This is a genomic window from Methylophaga sp. OBS1 (assembly GCF_026319365.1).
The window spans coordinates 145,455-166,611 of record NZ_JAPDMS010000002.1 but is presented as its reverse complement, the minus strand read 5'-3'; the positions used below and the strand labels follow the sequence as shown (position 1 = coordinate 166,611).

The following is a 21,157-nucleotide window of genomic DNA, read 5'->3' as shown; positions in this document are numbered from 1 at the left end:
TGGTTTGAGTGTCGTTATCAGGCAATCTCAATCAGAGTCTCGCCAGGTGTCACACGGTCGCCTTTCTTAACATGGACGGCTTTGACCGTACCCGCAATATTGGCCATCAGCTCGGTTTCCATTTTCATCGCCTCCATCACCAGCAGGGCCTGACCCGCCTCTACATTGTCGCCTTCATTGACCAGAACTTCGACCACATTACCGGGCAGGGGCGCACTGGCATCACCGGGATTCGAGGCCTTTTTACGGCCGCCACCGCCTTCACTGACATACTCGTTGAGCGCTTCAAAGGTGACCTCTTCCGGCATGCCGTCAATCGAGATATAGAACTTGCGCTTGCCACCGCCGACATCGCCGACACCGGTGATCGCGATGTCATAGCTTTCGCCATGGACATCAACCTTGAATTCGGTGGCTATCGGATCTTTGCTGGTGTTGCCGGCATCGCTGACAGGCAGCAGTGGCTCCGGCTTCAGAGTGCCATCAGCACGCTGCTGCAGAAATTCACGACCCAAATCCGGGAACATCGCAAAGGTCAGCACGTCTTCCTCGCTTTGGGCGAGCTCACCGATGTCGGCGCGCAGTTTGCTGAGTTCCGGTTTCAGTGCATCAGCCGGGCGGAATTCGATGATTTCCTCATTACCCACCGCTTTCTTTTGCAGGTCGCTGTTGACGGCTGCCGGTGGCTGACCGTAACCGCCCTGAAGGTAACGTTTCACTTCGTTGGTAATAGTTTTATAACGCTCACCGGCCAGCACGTTATAAACGGCTTGAGTACCTACAATCTGTGATGTCGGTGTGACCAGTGGTGGGTAACCCAGATCCTCGCGCACCCGTGGGATTTCGGCAAACACGTCACGAATGCGGTCCAGCGCATTCTGTTCTTTGAGCTGATTCGCCAGGTTGGACATCATGCCACCCGGCACCTGGTTGATCTGTACCGACACATCTTCACGGGTGTATTCACTCTCAAATTGATGATATTTTTTGCGAACTTCGGTGAAATAGTCGGCAATTTCGGATAACAGGACCAAATCCAGGCCGGTGTCGTAATCAGTGTTTTTCAATGCCGCGACCTGTGATTCAGTGGCGGGATGGCTGGTACCCCAGGCAAAGGAGGAGATCGCGGTATCAATTCGATCCGCGCCGGCTTCAATCGCTTTAAGCTGGCACTGTGCAGCCAGCCCTGAAGTGGCATGGCTATGAATGACCAACGGTAGATCAACTTCGGATTTAATCGCTTTGACCAGATCATAAGTTGGATAGGGGGCGAGCAGACCAGCCATATCTTTGATGGCAATGGAATCAGCGCCCATGTTCTGCAGGTCTTTCGCCTGTTTCACAAACAACTCTGGTGTATGCACCGGGCTGGTGGTGTAGGCGATAGTACCCTGCGCATGCTGACCGGTTTTCTTGACTGCCTTCATTGCGGTTTCGAGGTTACGCAGATCATTGAGTGCGTCAAAAATCCGGAACACATCGATGCCGTTTTCCGCCGCCCGCTCAACAAAAGCAGTGACCACATCATCAGCGTAATGCCGGTAACCGAGCAGATTCTGACCGCGCAGCAGCATTTGCAGGCGGGTGTTGGGCAGGGCCTGTTTCAACTGGCGCAGACGTTCCCAGGGATCTTCTTTCAGGTAGCGGACACAGGCATCAAAGGTGGCGCCGCCCCAGACTTCCAGAGACCAGAAACCGACCTGATCCAGCTTGTCGCAAATCGGCAGCATATCGTCGGTACGCATACGAGTGGCAATCAGCGACTGGTGGGCATCGCGCAGAATGACATCGGTAACTTCTATTTTTTTCATACGAAAATTCTCCAGCTTGAAGGCGGCTTACCAGCCGGCATGGGCAGCAATAGCGGTGGCCAGGGCCAGCGCTATGGCGCTGGGGCGTTGTTTATCGGAGTACTCAAGCAACTCCGGATGGGATGGGACAAAACTGGTGTCGAACCGGCCCGAACGGAAATCGCTGTGATTCAGGATCTGTTTGTAATAGTTGGCGGTGGTTTTGATTCCGTGCAGGCGCATGTCATCCAGTGCACGCTGACCACGGTTGATGGCGTCTTCCCAGTCCAGTGCCCAGACCACGAGTTTGAGACACATGGAGTCAAAATAAGGGGGGATGTCATAACCGGTGTAAATCGCGGTATCCACCCGCACCCCGGGACCGCCCGGCGCGTAGTAGTGAGTGATGCGACCAAAACTGGGCAGGAAATCGTTTTTGGGGTCTTCGGCATTGATACGGAACTGCAATGCAAAGCCCCGGTAGTTAATATCCTGCTGGCGATAGCTGAGCGGTTTGCGAGAGGCAATTCTAAGCTGTTCACGGACGATATCGACGCCGGTGATTTGTTCAGTGATGGTGTGTTCGACCTGCACCCGGGTGTTCATTTCCATGAAATAGACTTCATTGCCGGTCAGCAGAAACTCGACTGTACCCGCGTTTTCATAGCCCACTGCCTGGGCGGCGCGTACCGCCAGATCGCCGACATAATCCCGTTGTTCCGGGGTGAGTTGCGGACTGGGTGCAATTTCAATGAGCTTTTGATTACGGCGCTGAATCGAGCAGTCTCGTTCATACAGGTGAATGACATTGCCCTGGCTGTCGGCGAGGATCTGCACTTCGATATGGCGCGGGTTAACGATACATTTTTCCAGAAAGACTTCGGCTGACCCGAATGCTTTGGTCGCCTCTGAAATCACGCGGGGATATTGCTGTTTGAGTTCAGCGGCACTGTCGCAGCGGCGAATACCGCGGCCACCACCGCCAGAAGTGGCTTTGATCATGACCGGATAACCGACTTCCTCGGCCAGGCTCAGAGCGCCCTCCAGGCTCTCGAGGTTGCCATCCGATCCTGGTGTGATGGGGACCCCGGCTTCACGCATGCTGTCACGTGCCGCGGTTTTATCACCCATTTTTTCAATCACGCTGGATTTGGGGCCGATAAAGGTCACATTGTGCTTTTCACAGAGGCGGGCAAACTCTGCGTTTTCTGACAGAAAACCATAACCGGGATGAATCGCATCACAGCCGGTTTCTACAGCGAGGTTAACGATACGGAGTGGATCCAGATACCCGGCCAGTGGGTCTTCACCCAGCGAATAGGATTCATCTGCGCGTTTGACATGCAGCGCGTAGCGGTCCGGATCGGTATAGATAGCGACAGAGCGAATGCCCATCTCGGCACAGGCCCGCACAATGCGAACGGCAATCTCACCGCGATTGGCTATCAGAACTTTTTTCAGCATGGTGCAGACTCCTGAATCAGATGCCGCTTAGCTTAGATAAAGCCTGTCATAATTAAAAATTGATATAATTTTTGACAGCAATAAGTTATTGGTTATGGATCGGTCTGAGCGTTTACTATGTCACTGACTCTACAGCAATTATTGAATCGTTTATCGTTCCGCCAGATGCAGGTTTTTCAGTCTGTTTATCAGCATCAGGGCTATGGTCGCGCGGCAGAAGCGCTGGGTCTGACGCAACCGGCGGTAAGCTCGCAAATCAGAAAGCTGGAACAGGCGCTGGGTCAACCACTTTTTGAGTATGTGGGCAGACAGCTTTATTGTACCCGTGCCGGTGAGAAGGTGGCTGAGCGGATCACTGCGGTATTTGACCAGGTGGAGTCGTTACAGACCGATCTGCATAGTTTGCAGGGTCAGTTATCCGGTGCACTGAGTATCTGTGCGGTCAGTACCGCACAGTATGCGGTGCCTCATCTCTTGCAGGGCTTTCTCAGTCGTCATCCGGCCGTCAACGTGAGTCTGAAGGTGATGAACCGGGCTCAGGCCATAGAGCAGCTGAATAACAATACAGATGATCTGGTGGTGATGGGGCTGGTCCCCAGTGACCGTTCACTGGCATCGCTGCCGTTTCTTGATAATGAACTCATCCCGGTGATGGCGGCCGGCCATGCGCTGGCGGCTAAAAAACAAATCACTGCTCAGCAGTTTCTTGACGCCCGCCTGTTATTGCGTGAAGCCGGATCCGGCAACCGCCTGGCCCTGGAACAGCATTGCCAGCAGCAGCGCCTGAGTTTGCGTCCCTATATCGAGATGGGGTCGAACGATGCGATTAAACACGGTGTCCTCGCCGGACTCGGTGTGGCAGTGTTGCCCAAACTCAGCGTGCTGGCTGAATTGCGTCAGGGCAGCCTGATCAGTCCGACGTTGAAAGGCTTTCCACTCCGGCGAAGCTGGTGTCTGGTCTACCCCAAGGGAAAGCACCCGACACCAGTGATGCAGGCGTTTCTGGATTACATTCAGTCTCAGCTGAAACAAATCAATCAACATTTTGGCCGGTTGCAGGCATTATGATCAGGGTTTGAGAAACCGGGTCTCAACATGAAGTGAGCTGTTCGGGGTGTCGCGTTTCAACTGCCAGCCCTGCTCCAATATATAGTCCAGCGCCGCCTGATAGCTGTCAAAGACCGTGTCGATCATGGTGGTTTCTCCTTCAGCTTCTGTGCTGATCACAAATCCGGACTCGGTTTGCTCAATAGTAGCCTGTGGTTTCATGGTACCGCTCCCAATGGGTTTATTGTTTGATCCTTACTGAATTGGGCCAATCGGTAAAGCGATAAAAATCGATTCAGTAAAATCCTGACGCTAAACAAGTAAATCACGCTATTGGCCAATCCGCCTGCACACTAATATGAGAACTGCAAATCGCAATTGATTTAAACAAGAGGTAATGATCATGTGGACTAAACCAGAATACTCAGACATGCGTTTCGGCTTTGAAGTAACCATGTATATCTGCAACAGATAATATCCTTCTACCGAACCAGAAAAGCCCCGCTACGCGGGGCTTTTTTTTTGCCTGATAACAGTCAAAATTGACTTTTGAGCGCTTTGCAAGCCTAGGGAAATTCATTTTTTGTCAGACGTGATAAAGCAAAAAACCTTGATTTTATTGCGGAATTTTATAATTATCGGGATAGCGTCGAGTTCAATTCTTTTAAAGCATCCGAAGCCTTAAAAAGATTGAACCCTGCAGGAAGCACTTACGACTCACTGGTTACACAACAGTGTAAATCAGTGATTTCTCGTGAGGAGACAAAAAATGAAACAAGGAAAACGACAACTCATCCGTGCCTGTGCTGCCTTTGGGCTCTCAGGTTTATTGGCTTCAGCTGCGGTATCTGCAGCCCTGCCACCCCATTATGTTCAATCAGTTACGCTCTCGCCGGCACAAGGCATCAACACCAATATGGTGGTGCTCAAGAATGTCTCGGCCAACAAACACATCGATGCCATTCAGGTACAACCAGCCCAATCCAATCTGGCAATTGATCTTATTGGTCATGTTAGTTGCGAACCGCACAAAAATATTGTTTTTGAGAAAGCCACTGCTTATTTCGGGCCCGGTGAGGCTAACCTTTACTCGGCTAGCTATTCTCCGAGTGTGACTGATGGCAAAGGGAATAAGAGAGTCACCGAAGCAGGAAACTTTGACAAATTTAGTGTGCCGCTGGCTAACCTTAAACAAGGTCATCCGGCTGTGCGTTTTGATCCGATGCAGGAGTTAAACAAAGCTTTACAGACACATCTCAATGGCGGGGGTACTAAGCTGTCTTTTTATCAGCAGGATCACTTCATCACCGTTAAGCGACCTGTTTCAATGAGGGGCTGGTGCAAAGTCGAAGGTACCAATGACTCTCAATCAGTCGATGCCAATGCCACCGTTGATATTACAGTGAAGTATGAAGGGGATTCGGATCTGAAATTAACCGGCACCCTGAATGCACAACTGGCTAATGTGCCCAATCAAATCAGCAACAACCTGCCTATCAAATTGGATAAAGCTGATTTTCAGCCCAATCTGCCGCATTACTATGGCCAATGTCTGCCTGGGAGTGACCCCAAAATTCAGGTGAATCTACAGTTCTCCGGTGCCACTAAAGGGTTGCTGGACCTGAAAGTCGTCGGTGTCAGCAACCAGTATGCTGACTACGGTACTTACTACCAACTCAATAATATTCCGGTTAATGCGCAGCACAGCAAAAAAGTGGATATCTATTTTCCCCTGAAAGCCATGCTGAGCCAGGATAAATACGCCTTTATGATGATCCTTAACAATGAAGTCTATAACCACAACATGAAAATTGTGGCGCGGGTAAAACCTGAAGGCAAAGACTGGAGCCAATGGCAGGAGTTCGACACTGCTGTCTTCAAACACCGCTGTTTACCACAGGTACAGGTGAATTCCCCGGCCGCGAAAGGGGGGTACCAGCAACATGGCGGGGACGAGTTAAATCAGGCTCCCTCAAGGATCAGTCCAGTCCAGATCAAACCTGCCTCAACCCCTGCTCCTGACAGACTTCAAGCACCAAAGGAAGAGAGGGAACCAAGATTACAACTGAAAGCGGTTCCGCAAAAATAATGGCAGGGAGCCAGCAGTGATATTCCCATATTTGAAACAATGCAGCGCGCTCCTGACCGGGCGCGCTGATTTTTTATGTGAGTGAGGATCATGAAGACCAAGCTATTTTTATACTCTCCGTTACTGTTCGTGATCCTCTGCTCCCCGGTTGTCAATGCAAACTGGCAGGCTGAACTCATCAAAGACGGTAGCCGGGGACATTTCCTGGTGATTGATTTACCTGAGGAGTTGGATATCAACACATTGGCACGGCTGGCGGTGGAACTCGATGGCATCGATATTACGGCAGCCATGGGCTTTGAAAACGGTGACCTGACTTATACCCCTCTTGAGCCGCTGGCAACAGGCTCACATCTGCTCAAGCTGGTGATGCTCTCAGGTGACGGCCAGCAGCCCATCCAGCAATGGCAGTTCGAAACCGAAGCGGGTCAGACTGCTGCACCAGAAACCAATCAGACAATCAGTTCATCACAACTGGATGCGGCTGAAAACTGGCTTCGTTCCGGCCATTTTAACTCTGACAACAGTCTGGAAATCAGCCAACGCTTCTCGGATCATAATACTCCCGGCGAGACTCGGCGTTTCGTGATGTCCGGTGCCGGTGTCTCCAATGGATCGATCCAGGGAGACAACTGGGAGGTTAAAGCCAGGGCAAATTATTTCCTGCAATCCGAACAGGACTTGAGCCTGACGGGTAACTCGCTGGATATCGGTGAGTACCAGATCTCTGCACTCCGACAGGGGGACTGGGGGCAAACCCGCCTCAGATTGGGGGATCAGAGTCTGGGACTCAATTCGACTTTATTGTCGCCATATCAGCGTCGGGGGGCTTCACTGCTGATCAGTGATAGTCATGAACGTGTTTCAGCACAGGTGTTTGCTCTGCGCCCTGATGCGCTGGTCGGTGCGGATCATTTCACCGGATTATCTCAGCCGGAGAGTCGCATTGAGGGGTTCACCGCCAGCATCAAACCATTTTCCGACGATGCAGATGCATTGACCGTCACGGCGGTCTATTACGATGGTGATGGTTCAGCGACCGGCGTGGGTATTAGTGGGAATGAGCCCATTGCTGATGGCCGCGGCTGGTCTCTGGCAATGGATAAAAACCTGTTTGAAGGTAAGCTGACTTTATTCGGTGAATACGCCCACGCCAGTTTTGACAGTGATGGTGATGATGGGCCTGCGGAACGGGAAGACAGCCAAGCTTATACCCTGCTGATGGAATCTTATCCTTTTGAAAGCCTGAACTGGCAGGCGCAACCGGTGGACTGGCTGTTTGGATTGCGTTATGAGCGGATCGACACCTTTTTCGCCAGTCTCGCCAACCCCGGGCTGGCAGCCGACCGGGATGTCACCTCCGCCTACAGTCACCTTTACTGGAATCGTTTTTCCGCGAATCTGCACCTGAGCCATGAGACCAACAATGTGGATGATCTGAGCGGCTTACCGACCGACCGCCTCAGGAATGCCAGTTGGAGCGGGACTTATGCTTTTGAACAACAGCAGGATAATCTAGCCTGGTTGGGCGCTCCATATCTGCAGTTCAGTGGTTTTATCGCGCGACTGGATCGTAAAGAGACACCGGATAACTATGAGGGTATTGAGACAGATAATGCGTCAAATTCGGCCACCATTGGCATCGGTAGTAACTATGAAACCACTTATATCAATGCCGGTTATACCTGGTCGGAATTTGAGGATCATGCTGAAGTCAGCTCCGATACGGTCAGTCATTTCATCAGTCTCGGTGGTGGCTGGCGGCCCAGTGACAGACTCTCTTTCAATGCCGACGCGCAGTACGGCACCTTTGAAACGCGTCTGACCCGACAGATCGCCTACACCACCAACCTGAATGTCGGGGTGAGAAGTCTGTTGATACCGAACAAACTCGACTTTTCCATCAATTATAATTTGAACCTGGCCGGTGGTGACAACGACTCACCTGATAGACACCTGCTGAATGCTGAACTCGGGTGGACTTATCTGACAGCATCTAAAAATAATCCGGGAGTGGCTTTCGCCCTTCGCGGCGCATTGGAGCAATATCATGGACATGAACAAACATCGCTTTATCAGGATAACTATCAGGTTTTTGCGATCGTACGTATTACGGCACCATTTGCAGACCGTCGTTAGAGGTCTTCTGCTGGCAAGCTTATTACAAGCCACTGTGGTCAATGCCGATATCAACAGTGTGACGGCAAGCCCGGCGTCAGTCACTGTTCCGCTGGGACAAGCCAGTCCGGTCACTCTCTCCTGGCGGGTTAATCGCACCGAAACGGATACTTCTGGCCCGGGGCCGTTCACCCGCTTAGTGAGTTCGCCCAGTGCCGCACTGGTTATTAATGGAGTGACGGTAGCCAATGTCGGAGGCAGCCTGTCGACCACCTCGGTTTTATTATCGGGGGCAACCAGCACCGTCACCTTAACGGAATCTTTCACGCTTAACCCCAGTCAGTTGAGACTACTTGCCGATAGTGCGGCAGGCAGTGCTCGTATCGAACGCAGTTTCACTGACACTCAGACTACTGCAAGCGGTGTCGTCAGCGTCTATGCCGGAAGTGGCAGCACTGGTGAACTGACGGTCAGACGTATCGATCTGGCGTTTCAGAATGCGTCTCGCTCGGAAGTAATCAAGCAAAATGAAAGCCTGTTTGCTGTCGCTGATATCGCGTTTTCAAGCAGCGGTGTATTGAGAGGGGAATGGCGTATCGTGGATCCCAGCACTAGCTTAGGCAGTCAGTCAGGCAGGGTGTTACAGGTCGTTCGTCAAAGTCTGCTCAGTGCCGGACAGGGTAGAACCCGTATCACCAGTCCCAAGCTACCTACCGAACGCAGTGGCCTCCACCTGCTGGCATTTGCGGTCGAGCAAGACGGTACGCAATTAGAAATTCCGGTACTGCGTTATTTCGTTATTGAAGACAGCGGCAAGACCATCATTGACCCTATTCCAGTCACCACCTTATCACCGGTAACGGGCGCCTTGCTCAATGAACAAACGGTGTTTGCCTGGCAGCCGGTCGCCATGGCCACGGCCTATCAAGTAGAAATTTTTGCCATGGGTGAGTCACAAGCACTGACCGGTAAGCTGGTTCCCGCGACGGAACAACAACTCAGTTTGTCTGCAATGTCTCTGGACTGGCTACAAAGCAATACGCAATATCAATGGCAAGTCAGAGCTCTGGATGATCAAGGGCAGTTGCTGGCAATTTCAGCGAAGATCCCGGTTAAAACCCCATAGAATCGACGAGATGACCGATGATATCGCCATTCTGACCGAGATCGCTGCTGGCAATCAGCAGGCGTTGGCCGAGTTTTATCGACGCTATGAGTCGCGTCTGCATCGGTTTATATGCAGCAAAATGCCGGACCCACATGAGGCTGCCGACCTGGTCAATGAAGTGTTTCTCGAAGTCTGGCATAAAGCCGCTGATTTTCAGCAACGGTCCAAAGTCTCAACCTGGTTGTTCAGTATTGCTTATTTCAAGACGGTGGACCGATTACGTAAAACCCGGCCAGAAACCCTGACCGAAGAGACATTGGATAACCTGGAAGATGATTCGCCTGCTTCGCTGGCCTGTCTGATTCAGGTCGAACAGGCTGAACAAGTCAGGCATTGTGTGCGCACACTCAAACCTGATCATCGGGCAGTGATGGAGCTGACGTTTTTTGAAGAGATGTCCTATCGGGAGATCGCCACGGTGGTTAACTGTCCCGAAAATACGGTTAAAACCCGGATGTATCACGCTAAACAGGCCATGAAAAAATGCCTGCGACGACTCACTGGGGGAGGATTGCATCATGAATGATTCACTGAGCCGCGAAGAAGTTGAGCTGCTGTTGCCCTTCTACCTCAATGGCACGCTGGATGAGTCAGAAAAACAGCAGGTAGAACAAGCCTTCGAAAACCACCCTGCACTGGAGGAGGAGCTAAATTTTCTGCGCGAACTCAAGACAGAAGTACAGGCCATGCCAATGGCAAATAACAGCCCGGGCGAAATGGGGTTGAAACGCCTGCAGCGACAGCTGGCCGCCAAGCCGATGACTGACGCTCAGGTATCATCCCGCTGGAGATGGGCGGCTGTGGCAGCCTCATTCCTGCTGGTGGTGCAGACCAGTGTAATGATATTGACCCCGGGACCCGCTGGTTATCAGCAAGCGGGAGAGCAACAGACAAGCCCGTTGATTCAAGTCAGCTTCAAGCCCGAGACGACTGAAGCCGAGATCCGTCAGCTACTGTTACAGTATCAACTGTCAATTGTTGAAGGCCCTTCTGCACTGGGGTTCTACAAACTCTCAGTTATGGATGATGCGAGAGTCACCGCTGAGCAATTACAGCAACAGCCTATCATTGACTTTGTTCAGCTTAATCCATGATGTATTGGCCAGCCTTTGCCGTCTGCATCTTGCTATCAATGGCTGTTCAGGCAACTGGCGTGGATGCCAATGGCCGTCCGCTCCCAGAAAGCGCCTCTCCGCCTGTTGTAACGGGGCAACCTTCAGCCAATCCTGGACTACGTCAGCAAGAGACCGTGCCGAAGCAGTCCTCGACAGGTCAGAATCCTAATAGACGTGTAAATACAGTGCGACTGCTCAATGAGGACTGTATTGACGACAGAGAGATCATGTTGAGCCATGATACGAGACTGTTTCCACAGGAATGGTTTATCAAAACCCCGGAAGCGATGATCCGACTGTCAGCCTCGGTGACCATGCCGGGACAGGTGACGCTGACAATACCGGAAACGCTGGAAAAGCATTCCTATCAAGCCTATCCCCTTTATCTCAAAGTCCTCAATGAGCCCGGTTTGAGTCATACCGGCCAGGCGATTTATTTCTGTCATCGGCAGACAGACATCAGGCCCAGACGTCATGGAGAAATACTGATTTTGCTATCGCAGTCCAGGCTGGACTCGGTAGTGTCAAAGCTCAAAAAGCGGGGATTTATCGTCGCTGACAAAACCGCGTTGATGGCTGATCAGCGTTTATTGACTATCAGAGGTCCGAATGATGCCTGGGCTCAAACACAGCTGGAAATATTGAGAAAAGCGTTTCCTGACTTGATTATTGATTTCAATGATTACTATCCGCCAGCCGAGTCAGTCAGACTTTATGCTCGGGAATTAATGTCATGGCCTGATATTGGTTGTATTCCCAATGCCAGAAATAGGGTCAAAATCGGGATTATTGACGGCCTGCTTGATAGTTCACATCCCTTACTGCGAGCGCGTTCCATCAACACTGAGCGCTTTGTCAGCTCAGCTGCGGCAGAGACTGATCACGCCACTAATATTGCTGTTCTCCTTGCTGGAGACGACAAAACAAAAAGACTGACAGGCTTAATCTCAACGGCTGAATTATATTCAGCAGCAGTAGTGGAAACATCAGAGTATGGTGACATGGCCAGTGTTTCAGCCATTATTCGCGCGCTTCACTGGCTCAATCAACGGCAGGTGAGATTAGTCAACTTGTCCTTAGCTGGTAAAGCGTCAAACCTGGTGTTGGCGATGGCGCTGCAATATGCAAAACGGGAGGGTATGCTGGTATTCGTTGCCGCTGGTAACCATGGTTTGGATCAGCCAGCCTATCCAGCCGCTTACGATAGCGTACTGGCGGTAACGGCAGTCGATTCTGCTGGGCGTTTGTATGCTATGGCTAACCGTGGAGAACATATAGACTTTGCCGCACCTGGTGTTGATATATGGACGGCATCAGGTGACTACCGCTCAGGCACCTCATATGCTGTTCCTCATGCGGTGGCCATCACGGCATTACTGCTACAACTCAATCCCACCCTATCGGTGGATCTGGTTTATGAGAGTTTACGCCGGTTAAGCAAAGACCTGGGTGCAACAGGCTTTGATAAGGGGTTCGGCTGGGGATTACTACAGTACCCTCATCAGCTGTGTCAGTAAGCGGTAATCAGACTTTGATGTTGACGTTGTTACCGAGATTCGCAGAAGGTTGTGCCGGCGTGGCGGCACCCACAGCAGCCTGAATCAGCTGTACGCTGGCTTGGCCCTGTGCTTTGATGGCGTCATTGCTCAGTTTGATAGCAGCGATATTCTGCTGTGCAGCAATCCTCTCTGCTGACAGAATCGGTGACACATTTTGCGTTCTTTCGATATCCATAACTCAGCCTTTAGTAACTATTTGAAATCACTATAAATCATATTTTTGATGCTGTGAAGAATTTGTTAAAAATTCGTCATCAGAATCTGACACAATCAGACTGGCAGATGGAAACTTCATGCTATTGCGTGCGTCACAAATGTAAAGTCACGAACCAAGGAGAACGGCCATTACTACCAAAACGTTAAATGAACGACATGATGAAGCGGCCCATATAGACAAGGCAGCTCCGCCATGTAAAACAGAGTCCGATTTACGGCAGGCGGCTGAGGACGGCGACGCGAATGATATCCTGGCGCTGGCTACAGCTCTGGTGAACAATACGATCGAACATCAGGATCCGGATGAGTCACTGGCCTGGCTCAAGAAAGCGAGGCTGGCGGTCGGTCCCACCGCCGAACCTTTCCTGGAGCAGGTGCTGGAAGTTGAAAGAATTGCCAAGAAAAAGCAGGAACAGCTGGAGATTGCGCGCGAGATGGAATATACCCGCAGCGTCGATGCCTGAGATAAACCGGGTGCGTATAAACCGGCATAAAAAAGCCCCGAAGATTCGGGGCTTTTTTGTTGAGGCTGAACTGTATTATCTGTTGCAGATATACATGGTGACTTCAAAACCAAAACGCATGTCTTGATAAGCTGGTGCAGTCCACATGGCATCGTCTCCTTTTGTTTGAGCTGACTGATATCCTATCCAGTCAGAACGGGAAGCAACACAGATTAATACTGGATTGCGATCAGGATTTTGCTTAGCGGATGGCGACTTATTGTGACTGACTTTGCTGTTCAGAAAGACATTCCTGGTAGACCTTTTCGCTGAATTCATTAATGATTTGATACTGTTCCTGAAAATCTGTAACCCGTGGCTCGGCATAAGCTTGCAGTAAAAGACCGCGGGAAATATTACCGGCCGTGTCTTTAACTGCATCAGCAATCGGCACACCCTGCTGACGCCAGTTCATAAACAGGTTCGCTTTTTCCTTCCAGCCTTCACAGGCTTCAATTTCTGCTGCCTGTAACGGTGATGCCAGCAGTAGCAAAGTCATTAAGTACAGCCCTTTCATATTTAATTCCTGTTGTTTCGGGGAGAATTCGAACTTAGAGCACCATCAGGCCGCTAGGTTCATGCAGTCTGGATATTAATCTATATCATCGGCCGAAGCTCAGTGACATACTGATTTGGCAGACACAAAAAAGCCCGGGCCAGCGAGCTGGCCCGGGCTTTCAGTCATCACTGATTAAGAGCTTTGCTTAATCATTTTCTGGACCTGACTGCGAAGCTCAGGATCCTGTTGCAGTGAGAGTGAAATATTGGCGTACTCTTCACGGTACAGGCCGGCTTCTTCAATGGCATCGGCAATCTCACGGTGTGCCTCAACCATCAGGTCACGCTCTGCTGACTTGGTATCGGCCTGAGCGATTTTCTCTGAATAGTCTGAACGAATCATTTTGATATCGTCCTGAACCGATGCATATTGCATTAATTTTTGCTGACTAAAGTCGGCATCGACTTTTTCAGCCTGCACCGGTTCGCGGGTCGTTTTTGGCGTGTAAGCGACACCTTTTATCATATCGACACCCACATCAACACCGGTCAGGTTATTTACGCGGGCACGCATGATTGGGTCGGTTTTAACCGCCACGTCGATGGTTTCATACAAATCATAGTCGAAACCACTATCCGTAATCACGCTGTAACGACTGATGGTGGCCTGACGAATCAGAGATTGTTTCATCACATCGTTAGGCGCTTGGTTGATTTTCTTGGCGAAGTTCTGGTTGATCGTTGAAACTTCCTTTTGTAACTCCGCATAACGCTCCAGTTGCTCATTGGTCACTGTTGTTTTTTCGACGACTTCAACCCAGGGACCCTCTTTGTATGATTCCAGGACTTTATCGTCTTTGGCATAAGCCATTGTGGTAGTGGCTGATGCCAGACTGACTGCAGCAAAGATGGAAAACGTTTTCAGTGCGGTAGTCATAAAACCTCCGTTGATTAATTAACACGTTGTCTATGCTACAAAAGGGCAAAGTCGGATTAATGGTTAATCTGGTGAGATTGGGGTCAGAAATTTTCTGAGTTAATGCTAAGCATCAAACCCAGGCTAGTCTTTGAACTCAAGTGATGAGCAGACTTCCCGTGCGATCTGCAGTTCTTCATCAGTCGCAATGACAAGAACTCGTATTGCACTATCAGCGCTGGAAATATCCGCCGAAAGGTCCCTGTTATCGACATTTTTCTGCTTATCCAGCGCCAGTCGGAACGGCTCGAGTCCATCACAGCAAAGCGCACGAATCAGGCTGGCGTTTTCACCGATACCGCCGGTGAACGCCAGCGCATCGACTCGTCCCAGGGCGACAAGATAAGCGCCGATATATTTGCGAACATGGTAAACAAACATTTCCAGCGCCAGTCTGGCCCTCGCATCATTCATTTCAGCCCGTTCAATAATCTCACGCATATCATGGCTGCCGCAGATCGCCTGCAGACCTGAGTCAAAGTTGAGTTGCCGGGCGATCTCATCGGCGCTCATACCATGCCTTTGCTGCAGATACAGCGGAATCGAGGCATCCAGATCGCCGCTACGGCTGCCCATCATCAAGCCTTCCAGCGGGGTGAAGCCCATCGAAGTATCCATGCTTTTCCCCTGACGAATGGCACAGGCGCTGTCACCGTTACCCAGGTGTAAAGTGATGAGGTTGAGCTGATCCAGCGGTTTGTCCAGCATTTCGGCGGCTTTGCCGGCGATGTATTGATGTGAACTGCCATGGAAGCCATAACGGCGAATACCAAATTCGCTGAACCATTGTTCAGGTACCGGATAGCGATAGGCATAGTCGGGCATGTTGTGATGAAATGCCGTGTCGAACACCGCGACCTGTGGCAGCTCGTCAAACAGCGCCATACATAAGCGGATTCCCTGCAGGTTGGCGGGGAGATGCTGGGGGGCCAGATATTCAAGTTCGGCTATTTGCTCGACGAGTGCTGGTGTCAATTGAACCGGCTCGATAAATGCCGTGCCCCCATGCACGACGCGGTGGCCGATAGCATCCAGTGTCAGGTCTGCCTGTTGCAGTGCTGCAGTCAGATCGCGCTGAACGGTCTCAAAAGCTGCCGCATGATCTTTAAATTCAGCCGTTTCCTCGCTGTTTTCCAGTTTGTCACCGCTATAGCGCGTCAGCTGGTGTTTGCCGTTTTCCTGAGCAATGCCGGTGACCGCGCCGGCCAGCAGCGTAGTGGCTGCCGGCAAGGCGACGATTTTGAATTTAATCGAAGAACTGCCACAGTTCAGTACCAGAATATGTTTCATCGAAAGCCTTACTGGCCTGGCCAGACCCAGTCCGCATATTCGGGTTTATCGACGCCATATTCATAAGCATAGAGGCGACACTCAATCTGCGCATCTTTCAGTTGCTGTTTGGCATGGGCGCCAATGGTCTGAAGCCGGTCGACACGATCAATCACATCCATGGCCAGACTGAAACGGTCGATTTCATTCTGAATGGCCAGCTCCAGTGGCGTGTTGATATTGCCTTTCTCTTTATAGCCACGCACATGAATATTTTTGTGATTCGTGCGGCGATAAGCCAGCCGGTGCACCAGCCAGGGGTAACCGTGGAAATTGAAAATGACCGGCTTGTCGCGGGTAAACAGGCTATCGAAATCTTTATCGGTCAGTCCATGCGGATGCTCGGTCTCCGGCAGTAATTTGAACAGATCCACCACATTGATAAAGCGCACTTTCAGATCCGGGAAATGCTCATGCAGCAGAGCCACCGCGGCCAGGGCTTCCTGGGTTGGAATATCGCCGCAGCCGACCATGACCACATCCGGTTCCTGACCCTGATCGGAACTGGCCCAGTCCCAGATCCCCAGACCTTTGGTACAGTGTTTCACAGCCTCATCGATGCTCAGAAACTGCAGATGTTTCTGTTTATCAGCGACGATCACATTGACGTAGTTATCAGCACGCAGGCAGTGATCGGCGACCGATAGAAGACAGTTGGCATCCGGTGGCAGGTAAATCCGGCAGACGCTGGGGCTTTTGTTGACCACCAGATCCAGGAAGCCCGGATCCTGATGGGTAAAGCCATTATGATCCTGACGCCAGACAGTGCTGGTAATCAGCAGGTTGAGTGATGGCAGCGGTGCCCGCCAGTCAATCTGGTTGCAGATATCCAGCCACTTGGCATGCTGGTTGAACATGGAATCAATCACATGCACAAAGGCTTCATAGCTGGACAGGAAGCCATGGCGTCCGGTCAGCAGATAGCCCTCAAGCCAACCTTCCAGCGTATGTTCTGACAGCATCTCCAGCACCCGGCCATCGCGTGATAACTGACCGCCGTCTTCGTCTTCCGGGAGCAAATCAGCCATCCACAGCTTTTTGCTGGCGTCATAGACATCATCGAGTTTGTTCGAGGTGTTTTCATCAGGCCCGAAAACCCGGAAGTTGCTCATGTTTTTCTTCATGATGTCGCGCAGGAAACGACCCAGTGGACGGGTATTTTCAACAGAATCCACGCCCGGCGAGTTAAGCGCCACTGCATAATCATAGAAGTCCGGCATCTTCAGGTCTTTGCGCACCAGTCCGCCGTTGGCATGCGGGTTGGCGCTCATGCGCCTGTGACCTTTTGGCGCGAGTGCTTTCAGCTCGGGGATCAGGCGCCCGTTATCATCAAACAGCTCATGCGGAAGATAGCTGAGCAGCCAGTCTTCCAGTTGTTTCAGATGCTGGGCATTATCCTTCACACCGGCCAGTGGCACCTGATGGGCGCGCCAGAATCCTTCGACTTTATGGCCATCAACGTTATCCGGCCCGGTCCAGCCTTTGGGACTGCGCAGTACAATCATTGGCCAGCGTGGGCGCTCAACCTCACCCGAGGAGCGCGCCTTATCCTGAATGGCCCTGATGTCATTGATGCATTGTTCCATGGTCGCCGCCATTGTGGCGTGCATTTCCATCGGCTCGCTGCCTTCCACAAAATACGGGGTCCAGCCATAGCCTTTGAACAGATCTTCCAGCTCCTGGTGCGAAATGCGTGATAGCAGGGTCGGGTTATTAATCTTGTAACCATTGAGATGCAGCACCGGCAACACCGCGCCGTCGCGTTTCGGGTTCAAATACTTATTGGAATGCCAGGACGTCGCCAGTGGGCCGGTTTCAGCTTCACCGTCACCGACCATGACGGTGACCAGCAGGTCCGGGTTATCAAAGGCGGCGCCAAAGGCATGCGACAGACTGTAACCCAGCTCACCGCCTTCATGGATCGAGCCCGGTGTTTCCGGCGTGCAGTGACTGCCGATGCCGCCGGGAAAGGAAAAGGATTTGAAGAACTGACGCAGTCCGTCAATATCTTCACCTTTATTGGGGTAGATTTCTGAGTAGGTCCCCTCCAGGTAGACCGGTGCCAGTACGCCCGGAGCGCCATGGCCCGGGCCGGCAAGGAAAATGGCGTTGAGATCAAACTTGTTGATCAGCCGGTTCATGTGAATATAGGTAAAACTCAAGCCCGGGCTCGCACCCCAGTGTCCCAGCAGGCGGTTTTTGATGTGGGTGGGTTTAAGTTTGCTGCGAAGCAACGGATTATCCTGCAGGTAAATCATGCCTGCGGCGAGGTAGTTACAGGCACGCCAGTAGGCATGCATCTGTTCCAGCGTGGTCTTATCGAGCTGAATATCCTGTAAAGCACCCATAATGCAGTCCTCAAGTCATAGTATGAAAACTGTAACGGCTTAAGATGTCATCGTGATTAAAGCGTCACAAAGTATGCTGTGATCAGACTTGATCATGTTGCAGCAGATTACAAGAGGGTGGGGATTAAAAGGGAAAATTTACCTGGGCAGGGCGATAAAGGTGCCGTCATTCAATCGGGTCATCTCTCGCATCAACACACTGAAGCGATCAGTAGTGCCGGCTGAAATAAAGCCCACCGCATGAATTCTGGCCAGCCGCCGGCCCGAGCTTAACACCTTGTTCTGCTCGGTCACTGTTTTAATCACCGCATCATAGCTGCCGCCCGAATATTCATCACCAAACACATAAATCGAGGTGGTGATATTGGGTTTGGCGTATTTTCTCAGCGCTACCGTCAGCCCTTCCACCGGGCTGGAATTGGATACCGCATTCCATTTTGAAAACAGCGAAATGACATTTTTACGGCGCGACGGCGTGTCCGGAATCCAGCGGCCGTCATAACCGGAAATCAGCGATTGTCCCATATCATTCAGCACCTGAAAGCCCTTTACCTCAGGGTGAATATTGAGCACGTTAATCAATTCAGTCGAAACCGATCCCCAGATGCTTTTCATACTGCCCGACGTGTCAACGATAAACACGACGTAGTCGCTGTCGACCGGGATGCCACCGACCTCATCATCACGCTCACTGACAGGTGGCCTCGGTGTGCTCAGCGAGGCCTGTTTCAGACGTTCCTCAACCAGACTCAGCCCTTCCACGGATTCGTTCATGGTCTCAGCTTGTTTCTCAAGCGTGTTGAGTTCCTGTTGTAAAGCAGATGAAGCCTGCTTGATCGACGCTTTCTGATCCGAGAGCGATTCCAGTGCCGCCAAATCGTCACGCAGGGTCTGTTCAATTTCCGTGACCGAATTCTGCAACGATAGTAAGGAAGCCAGTAAGGCACTGACCTCATCGGCGCCAGCCTGGCTGCTGTCGATATCGGTTTTGGAGATCAGGATCAGCATCACCACCGCGCCGAAGCCGCAGGAAATCACATCCAGGAAGGACAGACTGAAAATATCAAGACTTCTGCTGCGTCGTTTCATGGCCAGTTACTCGCCGGGCTGATCACAATGCCGCGCTGGCTGGCAGCCCACAGCCAGTATTGGTAGGCGGCTTCCGGATCGCCTTCAATCGGCAGCAGAATCACATCCACCTGGGCACCGAAGCTGCCGCTTTCTTTAATGGTCTGCTGGAACAGCCGCTTACGACACTCACCACTGATGGTTTTCGCCGTGCCGGTCAACGAACTGCAGTCAGAAAAGGGGTTCAGGCTCTTAAAGCGGGACTCACCCTGAGTCGGCAGACCATCGGTAATGACATAGACACTACTGGGTGAAAAGCTTTTGATGGCGTTCAGACCTTTCTGCAGATTGGTAGCACCGGTTGGCACCAGACCACTGGCTTCGCGGATGATGCTACCGGCTGACTCACTGCTGGCACTCATCCAGCCCTTGCCGCCCAGTTGTTTTGCCTCCTCATTGTAGGCCATCACCAGCACCTCACTGTTTTGCGGCAGTCTGGCCAGCATCCAGCTCAGCACCCGTTGGGTTCGCTGCCACTTGGGGGCGTTGCGTTTATTCTGATCGCTGCCGCTTTTGGTTTTGATGATATCGATCAGTTTTTCATTGGTCATGGAGGCGCTGGCATCCAATAAGATGGCAATCCTGCTGCCCTCGATCTTCAAACCCAGCAAATACTGCTCTTCATTGACCTGTTGGGTTTCGACCAGATCTTCTTTTTCCGGCACCTTGATACCGGTGATGCTTTGCTTAAGCTCATCCAGCGTGGTGCTGGCAGCGGCCAGAGCCTCATTTCTGGCCTGCAAATCGGCCCGTTGTGAAGACAGACTCTGTCGCAGGCTGGCGATATCGATGTTTTCCTGTTGCAGCTGCTGACGGATCTGATCCAGCCGTTGTTGCGATTCATCCCGGGCCTGTTCCAGCTGGCTGATATCGTTTTTGAGACTCTCAATTTCGGCCGGGGCTTCATCCACGCTCTGCTTGACCAGCATAAATACCAGGATCACCGCGCCCAGCCCGCAGGACATAATATCCAGAAAGGCGAGATTGGATCCTTCAGCGCGACGTGGTTTATGTGCCAAGACTTATCACCGGATGCGACGTAGCAGAAACCTGTCGCAGTATTCCTGTGTATCGACAATCTGGCTGTCCTGCAGGCGTTGTAGCTGGTGGAACAGAAACATCATAAAGATACTGATAAGCAGGGCGACCAGGGTGGAGTTAAAGGCAATACCGAGACTGTCGGTCATACCGGCGATATTGCCAGCCAACGCTTCATCAGCCTGAGACAGCGCCTGACCGATACCGCGCACGGTGCCGATAAAACCTATCGATGGAATCGCCCAGATGAGATAGCGGATCATGGTGTTTTCGGAATCCTGCTTGACCGCGATCGCTTCCAGATGACTCTCAATGGCATCGGACAGGTTCTGTACGTTATCGGTGGAGCTGTAGCGCCATAACGCCGAGCGCAGCGTCTGCACCAGCGGAGATTGGCGACAATCTTCCGGAATATCATTGTCGAGTCGCTGAATAATGCCGTTGACATCGAGATCATGGCGGGCGTCCGAGTCGTCATTGTTCTCGATACGGACATCTTCAATCAGATCCACATTGTAGAGATACTTGGTTTTGAGGATCTCACGGTAAGCGCTGCCAATCAGAAAGCAGCCCCACAGCAGCAGGATGAAGCAGATCTGTTGTTCATAATCCTTGATTAGCACCACGATATCGCGTGGTGCAGATTGTCCCTGCGCCGCGGCTTCTGCCAGTAGCTGCGCCGCTTCGGGCCGGACATAGGCGATAAACAGCATATGCACCACAATCACCGACACCACCAGCGCAGCGAAATTTTTCAGCGTTTCGTTCATG

Annotated in this window: 21 protein-coding genes; 9 read left to right on the top strand and 12 right to left on the bottom strand. The window is 51.6% G+C overall.

From position 1 onward, the window contains the following. Window positions 1–17 precede the first annotated feature (17 nt). Both oadA and OMQ46_RS07525 read right to left on the bottom strand, forming a co-directional pair. Entirely contained in the window at window positions 18–1,811 is a 1,794-nt protein-coding gene (gene oadA, locus OMQ46_RS07530) for a sodium-extruding oxaloacetate decarboxylase subunit alpha (RefSeq protein ID WP_266236141.1), read from the bottom strand. 27 nt (window positions 1,812–1,838) lie between these two features. Then, window positions 1,839–3,254 carry an acetyl-CoA carboxylase biotin carboxylase subunit gene (locus OMQ46_RS07525; RefSeq protein WP_266236140.1) on the bottom strand — a complete coding sequence of 472 codons (1,416 nt, stop codon included), beginning with the start codon at window positions 3,252–3,254 and terminating at the stop codon, window positions 1,839–1,841. Window positions 3,255–3,371: 117 nt separating this feature from the next. Between OMQ46_RS07525 and OMQ46_RS07520 the strand changes: the two genes are divergently transcribed. Further along, on the top strand, window positions 3,372–4,322 hold the full coding sequence (locus OMQ46_RS07520; protein ID WP_266236139.1) for a LysR family transcriptional regulator: 951 nt from the start codon (window positions 3,372–3,374) through the stop codon (window positions 4,320–4,322). Here OMQ46_RS07520 and OMQ46_RS07515 read toward each other — a convergent pair whose 3' ends face one another. Continuing rightward, on the bottom strand, window positions 4,323–4,523 hold the full coding sequence (locus OMQ46_RS07515) for a hypothetical protein (RefSeq protein WP_266236138.1): 201 nt from the start codon (window positions 4,521–4,523) through the stop codon (window positions 4,323–4,325). Between the two features lie 181 nt (window positions 4,524–4,704). Here OMQ46_RS07515 and pqqA (OMQ46_RS07510) point away from each other — a divergent pair, with 181 nt between their 5' ends. From pqqA (OMQ46_RS07510) to OMQ46_RS07480, 7 genes are all read left to right on the top strand, one after another. Beyond that, window positions 4,705–4,776 carry a pyrroloquinoline quinone precursor peptide PqqA gene (gene pqqA / locus OMQ46_RS07510; RefSeq protein ID WP_081443609.1) on the top strand — a complete coding sequence of 24 codons (72 nt, stop codon included), beginning with the start codon at window positions 4,705–4,707 and terminating at the stop codon, window positions 4,774–4,776. A gap of 294 nt (window positions 4,777–5,070) precedes the next feature. Further along, window positions 5,071–6,390: a hypothetical protein gene (locus OMQ46_RS07505; RefSeq protein WP_266236137.1), complete on the top strand. Its 1,320-nt coding sequence runs from the start codon at window positions 5,071–5,073 to the stop codon at window positions 6,388–6,390. A 90-nt stretch (window positions 6,391–6,480) separates the two neighbouring features. Next, complete coding sequence (locus OMQ46_RS07500; protein WP_266236136.1) at window positions 6,481–8,529, top strand: hypothetical protein; 2,049 nt, start codon at window positions 6,481–6,483, stop codon at window positions 8,527–8,529. Further along, window positions 8,513–9,634, top strand: coding sequence for a hypothetical protein (locus OMQ46_RS07495; RefSeq protein ID WP_266236135.1), 1,122 nt, complete (start codon window positions 8,513–8,515; stop codon window positions 9,632–9,634). Before OMQ46_RS07500 ends, OMQ46_RS07495 begins: the two co-directional genes overlap by 17 nt. 10 nt (window positions 9,635–9,644) lie before the next feature. Next, window positions 9,645–10,202 (top strand): RNA polymerase sigma factor, encoded by a 558-nt coding sequence (locus tag OMQ46_RS07490; protein ID WP_266236134.1) that lies wholly within the window; start codon window positions 9,645–9,647, stop codon window positions 10,200–10,202. Next, window positions 10,195–10,770 (top strand): anti-sigma factor family protein, encoded by a 576-nt coding sequence (locus OMQ46_RS07485; protein ID WP_266236133.1) that lies wholly within the window; start codon window positions 10,195–10,197, stop codon window positions 10,768–10,770. The genes OMQ46_RS07490 and OMQ46_RS07485 overlap by 8 nt, the downstream gene beginning before the upstream one ends. A 248-nt stretch (window positions 10,771–11,018) precedes the next feature. Beyond that, window positions 11,019–12,308, top strand: coding sequence for a S8 family serine peptidase (locus OMQ46_RS07480; RefSeq protein WP_266236132.1), 1,290 nt, complete (start codon window positions 11,019–11,021; stop codon window positions 12,306–12,308). Window positions 12,309–12,315: 7 nt separating this feature from the next. Here the strand turns inward: OMQ46_RS07480 and OMQ46_RS07475 are convergent, their stop codons facing one another. Then, complete coding sequence (locus OMQ46_RS07475) at window positions 12,316–12,525, bottom strand: hypothetical protein (protein WP_266236131.1); 210 nt, start codon at window positions 12,523–12,525, stop codon at window positions 12,316–12,318. 313 nt (window positions 12,526–12,838) lie between these two features. Here OMQ46_RS07475 and OMQ46_RS07470 point away from each other — a divergent pair, with 313 nt between their 5' ends. Next, window positions 12,839–13,030, top strand: a complete 192-nt coding sequence (locus OMQ46_RS07470) for a hypothetical protein (RefSeq protein WP_266236130.1) — start codon at window positions 12,839–12,841, stop codon at window positions 13,028–13,030. A 75-nt stretch (window positions 13,031–13,105) separates the two neighbouring features. On the opposite strand, the gene pqqA (OMQ46_RS07465) is transcribed toward OMQ46_RS07470, so the two are convergent. The 8 genes from pqqA (OMQ46_RS07465) to OMQ46_RS07430 all read right to left on the bottom strand — a co-directional run bounded on the left by pqqA (OMQ46_RS07465) (window position 13,106) and on the right by OMQ46_RS07430 (window position 21,156). Then, entirely contained in the window at window positions 13,106–13,177 is a 72-nt protein-coding gene (gene pqqA, locus OMQ46_RS07465) for a pyrroloquinoline quinone precursor peptide PqqA (protein ID WP_266236493.1), read from the bottom strand. A gap of 109 nt (window positions 13,178–13,286) precedes the next feature. Then, window positions 13,287–13,586 (bottom strand): hypothetical protein, encoded by a 300-nt coding sequence (locus OMQ46_RS07460; protein WP_266236129.1) that lies wholly within the window; start codon window positions 13,584–13,586, stop codon window positions 13,287–13,289. A 174-nt stretch (window positions 13,587–13,760) separates the two neighbouring features. Next, window positions 13,761–14,504, bottom strand: a complete 744-nt coding sequence (locus tag OMQ46_RS07455) for a DUF4168 domain-containing protein (RefSeq protein WP_266236128.1) — start codon at window positions 14,502–14,504, stop codon at window positions 13,761–13,763. A 123-nt stretch (window positions 14,505–14,627) separates the two neighbouring features. Beyond that, complete coding sequence (locus tag OMQ46_RS07450) at window positions 14,628–15,833, bottom strand: acetate/propionate family kinase (protein WP_266236127.1); 1,206 nt, start codon at window positions 15,831–15,833, stop codon at window positions 14,628–14,630. 8 nt (window positions 15,834–15,841) lie between these two features. Beyond that, window positions 15,842–18,220 (bottom strand): phosphoketolase, encoded by a 2,379-nt coding sequence (locus tag OMQ46_RS07445; protein WP_266236126.1) that lies wholly within the window; start codon window positions 18,218–18,220, stop codon window positions 15,842–15,844. Window positions 18,221–18,358: 138 nt separating this feature from the next. Then, entirely contained in the window at window positions 18,359–19,309 is a 951-nt protein-coding gene (locus OMQ46_RS07440; RefSeq protein WP_266236125.1) for a hypothetical protein, read from the bottom strand. Next, window positions 19,306–20,367: a VWA domain-containing protein gene (locus OMQ46_RS07435; RefSeq protein ID WP_266236124.1), complete on the bottom strand. Its 1,062-nt coding sequence runs from the start codon at window positions 20,365–20,367 to the stop codon at window positions 19,306–19,308. The genes OMQ46_RS07440 and OMQ46_RS07435 overlap by 4 nt, the downstream gene beginning before the upstream one ends. Before the next feature lie 6 nt (window positions 20,368–20,373). Further along, on the bottom strand, window positions 20,374–21,156 hold the full coding sequence (locus OMQ46_RS07430; protein WP_266236123.1) for a MotA/TolQ/ExbB proton channel family protein: 783 nt from the start codon (window positions 21,154–21,156) through the stop codon (window positions 20,374–20,376). Between the last annotated feature and the right edge of the window lies 1 nt (window position 21,157).